The organism is Ruegeria sp. E5 (assembly GCF_056534105.1).
This window is the reverse complement of record NZ_JBQFPA010000001.1, coordinates 429,014-442,902: the sequence shown is the minus strand read 5'-3', so window position 1 is coordinate 442,902 and position 13,889 is coordinate 429,014. Positions and strand designations below refer to the sequence as shown.

Here is a 13,889-nt window from a genome sequence, read left to right as displayed (position 1 = left end):
TTTAAATGTCAGACAAATAAAAATTACGCATCGCCGAAAACAACCATGAAAATCGACCCTCAGAGTACTGCAGATCTATCCGCTCAAATTGCTCAGGCGATCCGGGACGCAATTATCTCGGGTCGGCTGATCGTAGATGAGCGTCTGCCCTCAGAATCTGAGTTGGCCGATCAGTTCAAAGTATCACGGCCTACGGTTCGCGAAGCACTGAAACGCCTGGCAGCGCAGTCCCTTATCCGCACGCAACGCGGGGCATCGGGTGGTGCGTTTGTGAACCGACTGAGTTTTGAGGACGCCTATTCCCAACAAGTCACAACCTCGACACTGCTGCTGTCGATGAACGCAGTCAGTTTCGACACCGCATGCGAAGCGCGTTATGCGCTCGAACGTGCATGCGCTGCTTTGTCGGCACAACGTCGTACCGCGGATCAACTCGCCACCATGCGGGCCGAGATTTTTCGTCAGGCGCAACCAGGTCTCACAGATGAGGCTTTCTGCGCGTCCGACGTCGCCTTTCATCGCGCGCTTGTGGATGGCGCGGGCAACCCCGTTCTGTCCTACCAATTGGCCGGTGCGGTCGAGGCTATGCAACCTCTGATGAATATGATTACGTTCACGGCTCGATCCCGCGAAGAGATCATCGCCCTCCACAGTGACATCACAGACGCACTGGAAGCGCGTGATGCCGGCCCGGTCGATGCGGCATTGATCAAACTTGAGGCCTATACACGGCAACTGGCGCAGGACGTGGCCGAAAGACGACGCAAACCCGCCTGACCACAGGCAAAAAGGAACGAAGGACGGCGAGGTGCCCGAGCAGGCAGCATGACATCCGGCGTTAAGACCGGAACTTCCAACATGTATTGAAGATCAATGACTTACGGGAGGACGTTATGAACCAAAGACCGGACCCAACCTTTTACCCATCAGCCAAACTGGCGATGGAGGGCCCCACTGAAACGCTTGCATTCACGTTGATGCTAAGCCCTGATTTTTCCCAACCAGACGGTTTGGCCGTCGTGAACGTGGATCCGACTTCGGATGATTACGGAAAAATTGTCCATCAAGTGATCATGCCAGAGAAAGGCGATGAGTTTCACCATTTTGGGTGGAACGCTTGTTCCTCTGCGCTGTCACCGCTTAGTGGCCATGCGTTTCTGGAACGCCGCTACCTCATTGTTCCTGGCATACGATCAAGCCGGATCTACATTATCGACGTCAAGAACCCGCTTGAGGCCAAGATACACAAGATCATCGAACCCGAAGAAGTTTTTGCAAAAACTGGATATTCCCGCCCGCACACGATCCATTGCGGACCGGAGGGGATCTACGTGAGCACGCTTGGAGGCGGTGGCGAAGACGGCACGGACGGTCCTCCGGGCATTTTCATCATGGATTGCGAGAGCTTCGAGATCATCGGGCGCTACGAGATCGAGCGAGGTATCCAAGACAAACACTACGATTTCTGGTGGAACCTGCCACGCGACTATATGGTCAGTTCGGAATGGGGGCTGCCTCCGCAATTCGAAAACGGCATCGTGGCCGAGGATCTGCTTTCGAACAAATACGGGCACAGCATCCATTTCTGGAACCTGCGCAGCCGGACCAATATTCAGACCATCGATCTGGGTGAAAATCACCAGATGGCCCTGGAAATCCGGCCCGCTCACGATCCGGTCAAACAATATGGGTTCTGTGGTGTGGTGGTTGACACGACCAACCTGCAGGGCGCGATCTTTACTTGGTGGCGTAATGATGATGGCACCTTCGAGGCCAAGAAGACCATCACGATCGATCCGCAGCCCGCTGATCCAGATGACTTGCCTGAATTGCTGAAAGGCTTCTCTGCCGTTCCGCCACTGGTCACGGATATCGACCTCAGCCTGGACGATAAATACCTTTATGTGGCCTGTTGGGGTACGGGTGAGATGCATCAATACGATGTCTCTGATCCGATGAACCCGACCCTTGCAGGCAAAGTCGAGATCGGGGGGATCGTCAAGAAAACAAAACATCCCAACGGGCAAGACTTTGGTTACGGGCCGCAGATGGTTGAAATCAGCCGCGACGGAAAGCGGGTATATTGGACCAATTCGCTTTATTCCACTTGGGATGATCAGTTCTATCCCGGTGAACGCGGGGCTGCGATGGTCAAGGCGGATGTTGGCGAAAACGGAGGCCTGACATTGGATCCGAAGTTCTGGGTCGACTTCCCCGACGGATATCGGGCCCACCAAATCCGGCTTGAGGGTGGAGACTGTTCTACCGATAGTTTCTGCTACCCATCGGTCTGAGTTGGAGACTCTGATGACATCAACGGCTGGTCTCTGGCTGGCCGTTGTGCTTAGCGGCGCTTATCATGGCCTGAATCCCGGAATGGGCTGGCCGCTTGCGGTATCTTCGGCGCTGATGGAACAACGGCCATCAGCTTTGTGGCGCGCATTGACCGCCCTGGCTGGTGGTCATTTCGTCGCCATGCTGGGGGTCCTACTGCCATTTGCTATGATGGCAGTTCTGGTTGAATATCAACGCGAAATTCGTATCGGTGCTGCGCTGATTGTGATCACAATGGGTGTTTACATCGCCATAACACGCCGGCATCCCCGGATGTTGTCGCGCGTACCGCCAAGCAAATTGGCACTTTGGTCGTTCCTCGTTGCGCTGGCACACGGCGCGGCGTTGATGCTGGTTCCGATTTATCTTGGATTGTGTGGATCAGACGAGTTGGAAACGGGCCAGATCGCAGTCTCTCAGATCATGGCGAGCAATGGCCTGCTCGTACTGACGGTCGCTGCACTTCACACAGCCGCCATGATCCTTGGCGGGGGCATTCTGGCCTTCGCCGTCTATCGCTGGCTGGGCCTTCAATTTCTGTCACGCAGTTGGTTCAATCTGGAACTTGTCTGGGCTCTCAGCCTGATCGCGGTCGGAGTTATAGGCTTGTGGTCAGCGATTTAGATGCTTTTCTTTACATAGTGCTGCGCTAGACTCTGCGGGCAGAGCAGAAAGGGAAAAAGTCCATGATCACAGCCCTTAACGTGATTGCCGCCTTGCTGACCATCGGCTTTGGTTTGTTCGGATTTCTGGCCCCGGCCTACACAGCCAACGCGCTGGACCTAGCCCCCACCAAAAGCACCATGGGACTTAGTGAGATGCGAGCCTCGGTTGGCGGGTTGTTCGTGGTGACAGGTGCCGTGGTTCTCTGGCTCAACACACCGATGGCATATGCCATGCTGGGCGTTGTTTATGCAGGGGCGGCGTTGGGTCGATTTGTGTCTTTGGCGCTGGATAATCCCCCGTTCGTCAAGGCGCTGACTTTTGGTGGAATCGAGCTTGTTCTGGCCCTTTGGCTTATTCTCGCCAACATGAACAAAGCTGCTTAACTTATTGAATTTGATATAAGTCAACCTTAGAATTCCGGGTTTGCATCCGACCACGTCCTAACCTATATATGAGGGGTCCTTCGGGACTATGGACATAAACGCGCTCGTAATAAGCGGATCGGACCCGGGGGCGGTACCCGGCGGCTCCACCAATCATCCTTCGTTTGGGGATTTTGGGGCCGAAACAGGATCGACGAACGTCTAAAGGGGTTAGCTTTGTCTCGGCTGTCTGCCACCGTTATCGGCGAAACTAGTACAATTGCAAACGACAATCGTGCTCCGGTTGCAGTTGCTGCGTAAGCAGTAGCAAGACCGAAACTTAAGCCCTTGCGCCTAGCCGCGTAAGGCGGGGTTCGCAGGTACCTGGCAACAGAAACCTGCATTTTACCGATTATGTCTGCTCCATGCCCATAACTCACCTGGGATTCAGGGTTTATTCATTTCTCTGATCCATCTTCCTGAACAAGCGACAGGAGGGCTGAGATGACGAATTCTGACAGGCTTAGGGCGTGGTATTCAGAGGTCTGGGAACAAGGCAATACCGATGCAATCGATCAGTTTTTTGCCCCGGATACGATGGCCGAAGGGTTGATACCCGAAATGCAGGTTGGCGCGGACGACTTTCGCGATCTGGTCATGGCGTTTCGTCATGTTCTGGGCGAGATCACAGTCGAACTGCCGAAGATCATCGAAAATGGTGATTGGGTCTCTGGTATTCTGCATGTCCGCACCTTCCGGGCCGATAACGGTGCCCCGCTTGAAGTTACCGGACAAGTCATGGCGCGCTTCAAGGGGGATAAGATGGTCGAGGCCTATAATCAGTTTGATTTCATTACACTTTTTGAACAACTGGGGCAGTTCCCACAGGATACTCTTCCGGTTTGCATGACCGGGCAAAGGTTGGACTGGGCCTGACAAACTTGACCGCAAGCTTGACCCATCCCGCATTTGCACGCTAGCAGAGGATCAAGGGGTAAGCTTGCGAACACCCCGTGAGGCGGCAGCCCAAGTTCGCATGTATCCAAAGCAATAAGGAAACATGCAATGGCTGCCCCCAATGCAATTACACCCCGACAACTTTTGCGCCTGATCGGTACGCCTCAGGCTCCTATCCTGTTTGATGTGCGCACAGATGGGGATTTCGACGATGATCCCTCCCTCATACCCGGCGCATTCCGAATGCCATATCAAAATGTTGATGGCATAAGAAATCATACCGGCGATCATTCTTGCGTTGTAATTTGCCAGAAAGGCAAAAAGCTGAGTCAGGGCGTTGTTTCATGGCTGCAGGCTGAAGGGGTGGTGGCAGAATTTCTGGAAGGTGGAATGTTCGCCTGGCGCGCTATGCCGGGCGCAATGGTCGTGCCTGTGCCTGCCCTTCCTGCAGTTGCAAAAGGCAACACGGTCTGGGTGACGCGGCACCGCCCCAAGATTGATCGCATCGCGTGCCCCTGGCTGATCCGCAGGTTTGTCGACAGGCGCGCACGGTTCCTGTTTGTAGCACCGGATGAAATTCAGGGGGTTGCCGAGCACTTCGGCGCCACACCCTTTGATGTTGAAGGAACTGATTGGAGCCATCGCGGCGACAATTGCACCTTTGACACGATGCTGGATGACTTCAAGCTTCGATCAGAGCCCTTGGACCGCATGGCCACGATCATACGTGCAGCCGATACAAACAAGCACGATCTGGCGCCTGAGGCCGCCGGGTTGCTGGCCCTTTCAGTCGGCTTGTCACGCCAGTATCGGGATGACCAGCAGCAATTGCAGGCTGGATTGCACATCTATGATGCACTCTATCGCTGGGCGCGCGATGGCTCTAGCGAGACGCATGATTGGCCCGCGGGTCACGGCCGATGACCCCTTCATATCACGAGTTGATCAGGGTGTTTGGGCGCATCGGGCTGTTGTCCTTCGGCGGCCCCGCCGCCCAAATTTCACTGATGCATCAGGAGCTGGTCGAAAAGCGCCCTTGGTTGGACGAACAGACCTATCTGCGCGCGCTTTCCTTATGCATGCTGTTGCCGGGTCCCGAGGCCATGCAGCTTGCCACTTATGCAGGATGGCGGCTGCGCGGAGTGGCCGGGGGGTTAATCGCAGGCAGTTTGTTTGTACTGCCGGGTGCTCTGGTGATCGCGCTGCTGGTATTGCTTTATGCGGCCTATGGTACATTGCCTTTGGTTCAAGCCGGATTCTTGGGCATCAAGGCCACGGTGATCATCATCGTCCTGCAAGCATTACGGAACCTATCGAGGAAAGCGCTTACAGACGTCGAGCACCGGGTTATCGCGGGCCTAGCCTTTTTGGGGATCTTTGTCTTCAACCTGCCCTTCCCGCTAATCATACTGTGCGCTGCCGTTTGGGGATTCGTGACTTCGAAAGACGACAAGCCCGTTGCCGTTCAAACCAGCCCAACACTTGCTAATCCTGTTCGCACAGCGGTTTTCTGGCTTATTCTTTGGCTGGGGCCGTTGTTTGTGCTGTCTTTGAGCGGTCAGGAACTGCTCAGCGATCTGGGCTGGTTCTTTGCCCGCCTTGCGGTTGTAACTTTTGGCGGTGCCTATGCGGTGTTGGCCTATATGACCCAGACCGTGGTCGAAACCTACCAATGGATCAGCACGGACCAGATGATCGACGCGCTAGGTCTGGCCGAAACCACGCCTGGGCCACTGATTCTGGTGACTCAGTTTGTGGCCATGCTTAGCGGTCAGATTGCCGGAGGCGCCTCGCTGGCGTTTGCGGCGGGCATTGTCGCTTTATGGGCGACGTTTGTACCGTGTTTTCTGTGGATTTTTCTTGCAGCCCCGCATCTGGACAGAATCGCCGAGCGTCCGCGTCTTGGGGCCGCGATGCACGGAATCACAGCTGCGGTCGTCGGAGTGATTCTCAACCTTTCCGTGTGGTTCGGGCTAAACGTCTTGTTCACCTCAATTCCGGGGTGGCATTGGGGACCAGTTTCTCTCCCCCTACCCGACCCTTCGTCGCTTGAATTCAGCGCACTTGTGTTGACCGTTCTGGCTGGCCTGTTGATTTTCCGTATGAAATCCGGTTTAGCAACCACACTTGGTATCATGGTTCTGGCCGGACTAGGCATGCAGATTTTGTAATCAATACAGCCCAGCACAGCCTTTCGTTTCCGTCCGAATGAACTATGCTGGGATTAACCACTTTCGAGGATCAACCATGTCGCAAGACATCGACTACGGGAATCTGATGCACACGGCCATGCGAGGCCTGATCAAGACCGTCCTGACCGACGTGTCCGAAACCGGCCTGCCCGGTTCGCATCATTTCTTTATCACTTTTGATACACGGCATGAGGGCGTTGAGTTGGCCGATTGGCTGCGTGAGCGCTATCCAGGCGAGATGACGATTGTCATGCAGCACTGGTTCGAAAACCTCGAAGTCGGTGACGATGGCTTTTCGATTACGCTGAATTTCGGGGATGCGCCGGAACCGCTTTACATCCCCTATCTGGCGATCAAAACCTTCGTGGATCCTTCGGTTGAGTTTGGCTTGCGCTTTGAAAGCCCGGAAGACGAGGACGAAGAGATCCATGTGACGGAAGAAGCCCCGATTGAGCTTGAGGCCGAAGAGACGGAACCTCAGCATGATGCGGATGTGGTCTCGCTGGACAGCTTCCGGAAATGACCCAGAAAACCCCGCTTGATGCGGGATTTATTCTTTTCGAAGGAATGTCTCGACCGAGCGCGACTTAGTCCCATCGCGAAACCGGGAAAATGACAGGTCGAGCCCACCATCAGCTAGTGTCCGGTCAAATTGCTGAAGCTCATAGCCACCGTTTTCGGCTATGAACAACGAAAACACCGTCAGAGTATCTCCTTCGATCCGCCCCCAAACAAAGGGTTCCCCTTTCATCGGGTCAAGCGGCACCTCATGGCCAAACACATTACGCTTCATGGCCGCAGAATAAACATCGGGCCGATCCGAGCTTTGAAAATCAACCGAGTATTTCTCATCCTTGATGCGACCGTCGGCTTTGTAAGTCGTGGTGGTCCAACTCACGTTGAAGCCCCCTTTAATTTCCTGTATCGAAACGCTCATATCCCGAGGGGTCGCCGTACCATCCGCATCAACAACGTCGGCCGAACCGGTATAGTCGCCCACGAACGGCTCGATTCCCGTCGCCTGAGCGTGTTGCACAAATACTGCCAGCCAAAAACTCGCGGCAAACAATAACGCAAGCGTATACAAAGGGCTTTTGAGAAGTGACACGCGCATGGTTGCCTCCGTCAGGGTTATTGTCCCATCTTAACTTTAGCCCGCCGACGTACAATGGCACTGTTTTCGCTAACAGAAATTATTTGTAGCTTTGCCGCGTCTATACCTTTGCGCGGCCCAAGTTTAAGGTGCGCTCAACTGGCCGATTGCGCCACAGCCTTGCTGCGGGTAAACGGCATACGACTGCATACCAGACCGGAGCGACCGATGTCTCAAACCCGCACTGAATCCGACAGCTTTGGCCCGCTTGAGGTGCCTGCCGATAAGTACTGGGGCGCGCAAACGCAGCGTTCGATCATGAACTTCCCCATCGGCTGGGAAAAGCAGCCCGTCGCCATCGTGCGCGCGCTGGGTGTGATCAAAAAGGCCTGTGCAATTGAAAACAAAGCCATCGGCAAGCTGGACGCCAAGATCGCCGACGCGATCATACAAGCGGCCGGTGAAGTGTTCGAAGGCAAGTTTGACGACAACTTTCCTCTGGTCGTATGGCAAACCGGCTCGGGCACGCAATCCAATATGAACTCGAACGAGGTTATTGCCAACCGCGCGATTGAGATTATGGGCGGCGAGATTGGCTCGAAAGATCCCGTTCACCCGAATGATCACTGCAATATGGGTCAATCCTCGAACGATACTTTCCCCACCGCGATGCACATCGCCACAGCGATGAGTGTGCGCGATGTGTTGATGCCCGGGCTTGAGAAGTTCGCCTCGGCGCTGGAAGCCAAGGCAAAAGAGTTTGCCGGTATCATCAAGATCGGCCGTACCCATACGCAGGATGCCACGCCGTTGACGTTGGAACAGGAATTCGGCGGGTATGCGCACCAAATCCGTCAGGGCATTGCGCGCGTAGAAGCTGCAATGCCCGGTATCTATGAACTGGCTCAAGGCGGTACTGCTGTGGGTACCGGTTTGAACACGCATGGCGGCTGGGATGAGGCTGTCGCCAAGAATATGGCCGATATCACCGGCCTGCCCTTTGTGACCGCGCCGAACAAATTCGAAGCTCTGGCCGCACATGATGCCATGGTCTTCCTGTCGGGCGCGTTGGCCACGATCGCCGGTTCCTGCTACAAGATTGCCAACGATATCCGTCTGTTGGGTTCGGGGCCCCGCTCAGGATTGGGTGAGCTTATCCTGCCCGAAAACGAGCCCGGTTCCTCCATCATGCCCGGAAAGGTGAACCCGACACAGGCCGAGGCGCTGACTCAGGTGGCCGCACATGTGATGGGCAACGACGCAGCAATGAAGTTTGCAGGCTCGCAGGGCCATTTCCAGTTGAACGTCTACAACCCGATGATGTCCTATAACCTGCTGCAGTCGATCCAGCTGCTCGGCGATGCAGCCGACAGCTTTACCGAGCGGATGCTGTTGGGCATCAAAGCCAACGAGCCACGCATCGACAAGCTGATGAAGGAATCCCTGATGCTGGTGACTGCTCTGGCACCGACAATCGGGTATGACAACGCCACGACCGTCGCCAAAACAGCGCACAAGAACGGCACAACACTTAAGGAAGAAGCGATTGCGTTGGGCTTTGTGGATGAGGCGACGTTTGATGCGGTTGTGCGGCCCGAGCATATGATTGGACCCAAGGACTGATGGGTAAACCGGTTAACCTGAACCGGTTTCGAAAAGAAAAAGCGCGGGCTGAAAAAAAGGCCCGCGCGGATGCAAACGCTGCGAAACACGGACAATCCAAAGCCGACAGGACCGTTGTAAAGCTGCAGCAAGACCGGCAGCGCCGGGACCTTGACGGTCACAAGGTCGACGAATGAGTGGACGTCCTGTCAAACGCTCCCTGACCTTGCAAGGTCATCGAACATCCGTTTCGCTTGAGGATGAGTTCTGGCAAGCCTTCCGTGATATCGCGCGGGAAAAAGATATCCCAATCAATGTCCTGGCGGCAAATATTGATGCTGAGCGCGACCCGGAAACCGGACTGGCTTCGACCATTCGTGTCTTCATTCTGAATTGGTATCGTCAAACCGATTGAGTACTTGATTTCAAACAATCGCGTCGCTTATCTTCGCGGAGAACAAAAAGGGTACATTCATGAACGATTTGGCAACAGGCCCAGATGGAAAGCCTCGGTGTTCGTGGTGCAACGCCGCCCCCGAATTCTTTGACTATCATGATAACGAATGGGGATATCCGGTTTCCGATGACAGACGACTGTTTGAGAAACTGTGCCTCGAGAGCTTTCAGTCAGGCTTGAGTTGGCGCACCATTCTGTCAAAACGCGAGAATTTCAGGGCAGCGTTTAGAAACTTTGATTTCAACAAGATAGCAGAATTTTCTGATGCAGATATCAATCGACTTCTGGACGATAAAGGCATCGTGCGACACCGCGGCAAGATTGAAGCCGTGATCAACAACGCCCGCCGCGTGCAGGACCTAATCGCTGACGAGGGATCATTGGCCGCTTATGTCTGGAGGTACGAGCCTACGGCGCCACCCGCCCCGCAAAGCGCTTCCACATCGAAAGAATCCATCGCGATGTCGAAAGATCTGAAGAAACGCGGTTGGAAATTCGTAGGCCCCACCACGATCTTTGCCTTTATGCAGGCCATGGGGTTGATCAATGATCACGCCAACGGATGTTTCATGCGCGAAAAAGCGGCGCAATTACGCCGCGATTTCATCAAGCCCGAATAGATTACCCCGCGATCAGATCGAGGCGCGGTAGATATTGTCGATATTCCCGCCGAGCGCTGCGTTGAATTCTGCGTCAGATTGCTGTTTGGACAGCCCTTCGGTCAGTGCGCGCGAAAACGACGCGATCATCTTGCTGTTTTGGCCAAGCAGGTCGCAGGCCTGCTCGGTCGAGTATCCGCCGGAAAGCGCCACAACACGCAGGACGCGCGGGTGATCCGCCACCTCATCATACAGGTTGGCCTGGCTGGGTATGGTCAGCTTCAGCATCACTTCCTGACCCTCGACCAATTGATCCAGGTTCTTCAGAATTTCTGATTTCAGAATGTCCTCAGCCTCGGCCTTGGTTTCCGAGTGGATGTTTACCTCAGGCTCGACAATTGGGACCATTCCCGCATCAGTGACCACGCGTGCGACCTGGAACTGCTGCGCGACAACGTCGGCAATGCCCTGAGCATTGGCTTCGTGGATAACTGAACGTTCCTTGGTGCCAAAAACACCATCCGCCTTGGCCAACGTCTCAGCCAGCCCCGGAATTGGCTTCATCATCTGAACACCGTTTGCCTCATCCTCAAGCCCTTTGTCGATTTTCAGAAATGGCACGATACCTTTTTCGGACCACAGGTAATCCGCGACCTTCTTGCCGTCGATTTCTTCGCCCAAGGTCCGTTCGAACAGGATCGCACCAATCACTTTATCCTTGGTGAAATCGTCAGCCAGAATGATCCGCGCGCGCATCTTCTGAATCTCGCCGAACATCTCTTCGTCTGATCCGTAGTCCGATGCTTCAACGCCGTACAAAGCCAGCGCTTTCGGGGTTGAACCGCCGCTTTGGTCCAGTGCTGCGATAAATCCTGCGCCTTCGGACATCTGCGCGCGCTGTTCTGCTTTCGACATAACTCAATCCCGTTCAATATGATTCCGCATTTTCAATCCGCATACAGCATGCCGAAGAGCGATGGTAGTTTGTTAGCGCTCAACCAAGCGCAACCAAATTCCGTCTTTCGATCTGACGGTCAAATGCGCGACCGGTACCGGCGTTTCGTCTGGTATTGTTTCGAATCGGTAACGACGCAAGAGCATCGATAAGATCAAAGGACCTTCTACCATCGCGAACCCTGCGCCTGTGCAGACCCGGGGGCCAGCCGAAAAGGGAATATAGGCCTCGCGCTGGCATTTCTTTCCGTTTTCCGTCGTCCATCGCGTGGGGTCGAAATCGTCTGGCCGGTCCCAAAGCCTTTCGTGCCGATGCAAGTGCCAGGGACTTACAACGATCTGAGAACCCTGCGAAATATCCCGATCACGGAAGCGTTCAGGGCATGTCGCCTCGCGCACCATCATTGGAACTGGTGGATACAGGCGCAAAGCTTCACGAAACACATCGCGGCTGAGTTTCAGTTGGGACATGGTAGAAAACTTGGGCATGTCCAGAGCTTTCGCTTCCTCAGCCAGCTCTTCCTGCCAGTCCGGATGCATCGCCATCAGATAGAGCGTCCAAGCCAGTGCAGACGCGCTGGTTTCATGCCCCGCCAAAAAGAAGATGGCGACCTGATCGACCATTTCCTGCGCATCAAACCGGTCTCCGGTTTCCGGGTCTGTTGTCGTCATTATCTTGGTGGCCAGATCATCGGGGGCCGACCCGTTTTCGATTGCTATAGCGCGTTCATCCGTCAATCGGCTGATCAGATCCCGAATCTCGCTGGCGGTTTGGCGAGTTTTGCGAGAATGAAATCGGGGCATCCAGCTTGGAACCGGAACGAATGCGGCCAGGTTCAGCAAGGGCTGTTCGCGCTGATAGATTCTGAATTTATCGAAGACCTGCGCAGCAACCTCATGTTCGATGGGAACCGAAAACAGGGTGCGGAAAATCACATCCGCCGCGACATGGCTTGTGATTTCTTCACATTCCACCTTCTGCCCAACCCTGCCAGAAAGCCGATCCGCACAAGCCTGCGCCGCATTTAACATCGCGGGAAACGTATCTTTCAAACGTCCGCCTTCAAAGGCGGGATCAATGATCCTGCGCTGCCGTTTCCAGACTTCGCCATTGGTCAGGAACACGGACCGGCCCAATAAGGGGCGTAAGCCTTCGCTGATGCGATTTGATTTTGGAAACGCATCCGGGCGCTCTTTCAGAACTGCGCGGATCAGATTGGGTTGGTTGACCATATACGAGCGAAAGAACGGCGTTCGGAATTCAGCCATCCACGCTCGATATAGACGCTGGGGCTGAGCAGACAGCAAGTCTTGACGAAACAGACGCAGATACCGCCACAGCGAGACTTTATCCGGTCGTGCTTCGGGCTTTGGGGGCGTCATGCTTCCACCGCAATGTATTTCGAAACCGCCCGTTCAATGCGCGACCGAGATGGCGCGCGCCCTTCAAACCGCTGCTTCAATGTTTCAGGACCTGCGGTGATGCGGAAATAGTCATAAAGTCCAGGTTGATCGAACGCACAAAGATATTGAAAGTGCAGGCGAAAAAAGCGCCAACGCAATTGCTGCCATCGCGCGGGGGACAGTGTTTGGGTGAAGGCCGCAGAAAGAACCAGCGGCCCGCACTTTTTGGGGCCAGCGACGCCGCTGACCGCGACCGGATCGCACAACGCAAACGCGCAGCCATCCCCCGGTGCAGAGACATCGATCCAAGTCATATCCGCGCGTTCGGATAGATATTTAAGATCAGCGCGAAGCGTGTGTGCCTGCGGTAGAAACGAAACCATTGGCACCACCTGTCCCAAGGTCAGAAAGGATACGACTGTCTTATCCAGTACACCGCCCCGTCGTCGTAAAACATCTGCCAACACTGACACACCAAGATGGGCGCCAGAGCTGTGACCTACGACCAGCACCTCATCGGTGTCTGTGTCCAGCGTCTCGGTGATCAGGTCAGAAAACTCCCGCAGCCTCGATTGCAGATCTTGCGAATACGCGCCGTATAGCTTCGCCGAGTGGGCATAGTCATGCATAAGGTAATAAGCGAACAGACGATTATCGATCTTTCGGAACCATTGCATCAGAGCATAGATTGCTCCGGCAGCAGGTACCAAAGACCACCACCCAACGAGTGGTTTCAATACAGCGACTAAACCCCAAGCAATCAACAACGATGCCAAAAGCTGCAGCAGCAGCATTGCCACCGGGTATAGCGCCGCAATTACGGGCCCCTTGCGCAGCTGCATCAGCCGCCAAAGCGTACCGGTCGAGATATATATCCAGGCGGTTCTCGCCAGTTGCAGATAGGTTGCCGGTATCGATTGAGCCATGCTGTCACGCACGATATCCGACCAGACCAGAACCTGAACATCTGCATCAACAGGACTGCCGTCCTGCTGAGAAGTCACCTGCCAGCCGTAGGGACCTTCGCCCGTCCTAGCGCTAATATCGATCTGGTATCCCGATATCTCAGCCTGGGCGCCCCCCTCTTTGCGGTAGAGCTCTCGATATCGGCGCGGATGAATCGGGTCGTAGCCGGGAATGTAAAACACCCGGCGTTTGCGCACCTGCGGATTGGATTGCTGACTGCTCATTACCCGGCCCTCTGCGCCAAAGATTAGCGCAGCGTTGACGCCAAGGTAAGACCTGGCGTCTATCCATCCGTGTTTAAAG

16 protein-coding genes and 1 other RNA gene are annotated in these 13,889 nt (G+C 54.8%); 13 read left to right on the top strand and 4 right to left on the bottom strand.

The window, feature by feature from the left end; all coding sequences use genetic code 11:
• The first annotated feature begins 45 nt into the window (after positions 1-45).
• The 9 genes from ACR0BI_RS02245 (at position 46) to ACR0BI_RS02205 (ending at position 7,034) form a co-directional block, all read left to right on the top strand.
• The gene (locus tag ACR0BI_RS02245; protein WP_170732135.1) at positions 46-777 is read left to right on the top strand and encodes a FadR/GntR family transcriptional regulator; all 732 of its coding nucleotides are present in this window, start codon (positions 46-48) and stop codon (positions 775-777) included.
• A 116-nt stretch (positions 778-893) separates the two neighbouring features.
• Positions 894-2,294 (top strand): selenium-binding protein SBP56-related protein, encoded by a 1,401-nt coding sequence (locus ACR0BI_RS02240; RefSeq protein WP_170393145.1) that lies wholly within the window; start codon positions 894-896, stop codon positions 2,292-2,294.
• Positions 2,295-2,307: 13 nt separating this feature from the next.
• Positions 2,308-2,958 carry a hypothetical protein gene (locus tag ACR0BI_RS02235; protein ID WP_170421484.1) on the top strand — a complete coding sequence of 217 codons (651 nt, stop codon included), beginning with the start codon at positions 2,308-2,310 and terminating at the stop codon, positions 2,956-2,958.
• 62 nt (positions 2,959-3,020) lie between these two features.
• Positions 3,021-3,383 carry a DUF4345 family protein gene (locus ACR0BI_RS02230; protein ID WP_480561531.1) on the top strand — a complete coding sequence of 121 codons (363 nt, stop codon included), beginning with the start codon at positions 3,021-3,023 and terminating at the stop codon, positions 3,381-3,383.
• A gap of 36 nt (positions 3,384-3,419) precedes the next feature.
• Positions 3,420-3,767: a transfer-messenger RNA gene (gene ssrA / locus ACR0BI_RS02225) on the top strand.
• 99 nt (positions 3,768-3,866) lie between these two features.
• Positions 3,867-4,298 (top strand): ester cyclase, encoded by a 432-nt coding sequence (locus ACR0BI_RS02220; protein ID WP_170393148.1) that lies wholly within the window; start codon positions 3,867-3,869, stop codon positions 4,296-4,298.
• Between the two features lie 129 nt (positions 4,299-4,427).
• Positions 4,428-5,243, top strand: a complete 816-nt coding sequence (locus ACR0BI_RS02215; RefSeq protein ID WP_170625939.1) for a sulfurtransferase/chromate resistance protein — start codon at positions 4,428-4,430, stop codon at positions 5,241-5,243.
• Positions 5,240-6,490, top strand: a complete 1,251-nt coding sequence (gene chrA, locus ACR0BI_RS02210; protein ID WP_480561532.1) for a chromate efflux transporter — start codon at positions 5,240-5,242, stop codon at positions 6,488-6,490. Before ACR0BI_RS02215 ends, chrA begins: the two co-directional genes overlap by 4 nt.
• Positions 6,491-6,566: 76 nt before the next feature.
• Positions 6,567-7,034: a ClpXP protease specificity-enhancing factor SspB gene (locus ACR0BI_RS02205; RefSeq protein ID WP_170405597.1), complete on the top strand. Its 468-nt coding sequence runs from the start codon at positions 6,567-6,569 to the stop codon at positions 7,032-7,034.
• Positions 7,035-7,061: 27 nt separating this feature from the next.
• Here ACR0BI_RS02205 and ACR0BI_RS02200 read toward each other — a convergent pair whose 3' ends face one another.
• Positions 7,062-7,625: a hypothetical protein gene (locus ACR0BI_RS02200; RefSeq protein ID WP_480561533.1), complete on the bottom strand. Its 564-nt coding sequence runs from the start codon at positions 7,623-7,625 to the stop codon at positions 7,062-7,064.
• A 207-nt stretch (positions 7,626-7,832) separates the two neighbouring features.
• Between ACR0BI_RS02200 and fumC the strand changes: the two genes are divergently transcribed.
• The 4 genes from fumC to ACR0BI_RS02180 are packed head-to-tail and all read left to right on the top strand — an operon-like array spanning position 7,833 to position 10,283.
• On the top strand, positions 7,833-9,227 hold the full coding sequence (gene fumC / locus ACR0BI_RS02195) for a class II fumarate hydratase (protein ID WP_170510046.1): 1,395 nt from the start codon (positions 7,833-7,835) through the stop codon (positions 9,225-9,227).
• A complete protein-coding gene (locus ACR0BI_RS02190; RefSeq protein WP_170393154.1) occupies positions 9,227-9,403 on the top strand; it encodes a DUF4169 family protein in 177 nt (58 codons plus the stop codon). The genes fumC and ACR0BI_RS02190 overlap by 1 nt, the downstream gene beginning before the upstream one ends.
• Positions 9,400-9,621: a ribbon-helix-helix domain-containing protein gene (locus ACR0BI_RS02185; protein WP_480561534.1), complete on the top strand. Its 222-nt coding sequence runs from the start codon at positions 9,400-9,402 to the stop codon at positions 9,619-9,621. Before ACR0BI_RS02190 ends, ACR0BI_RS02185 begins: the two co-directional genes overlap by 4 nt.
• 59 nt (positions 9,622-9,680) lie before the next feature.
• The gene (locus tag ACR0BI_RS02180; protein WP_480561535.1) at positions 9,681-10,283 is read left to right on the top strand and encodes a DNA-3-methyladenine glycosylase I; all 603 of its coding nucleotides are present in this window, start codon (positions 9,681-9,683) and stop codon (positions 10,281-10,283) included.
• A gap of 12 nt (positions 10,284-10,295) precedes the next feature.
• On the opposite strand, the gene ACR0BI_RS02175 is transcribed toward ACR0BI_RS02180, so the two are convergent.
• The 3 genes from ACR0BI_RS02175 to ACR0BI_RS02165 form a co-directional block, all read right to left on the bottom strand.
• Positions 10,296-11,177, bottom strand: coding sequence for a fructose bisphosphate aldolase (locus ACR0BI_RS02175; protein WP_480561536.1), 882 nt, complete (start codon positions 11,175-11,177; stop codon positions 10,296-10,298).
• 72 nt (positions 11,178-11,249) lie between these two features.
• A complete protein-coding gene (locus tag ACR0BI_RS02170; RefSeq protein ID WP_480561538.1) occupies positions 11,250-12,599 on the bottom strand; it encodes a cytochrome P450 in 1,350 nt (449 codons plus the stop codon).
• Positions 12,596-13,810, bottom strand: a complete 1,215-nt coding sequence (locus ACR0BI_RS02165; protein WP_480561539.1) for a hypothetical protein — start codon at positions 13,808-13,810, stop codon at positions 12,596-12,598. Before ACR0BI_RS02165 ends, ACR0BI_RS02170 begins: the two co-directional genes overlap by 4 nt.
• Positions 13,811-13,889 lie beyond the last annotated feature (79 nt).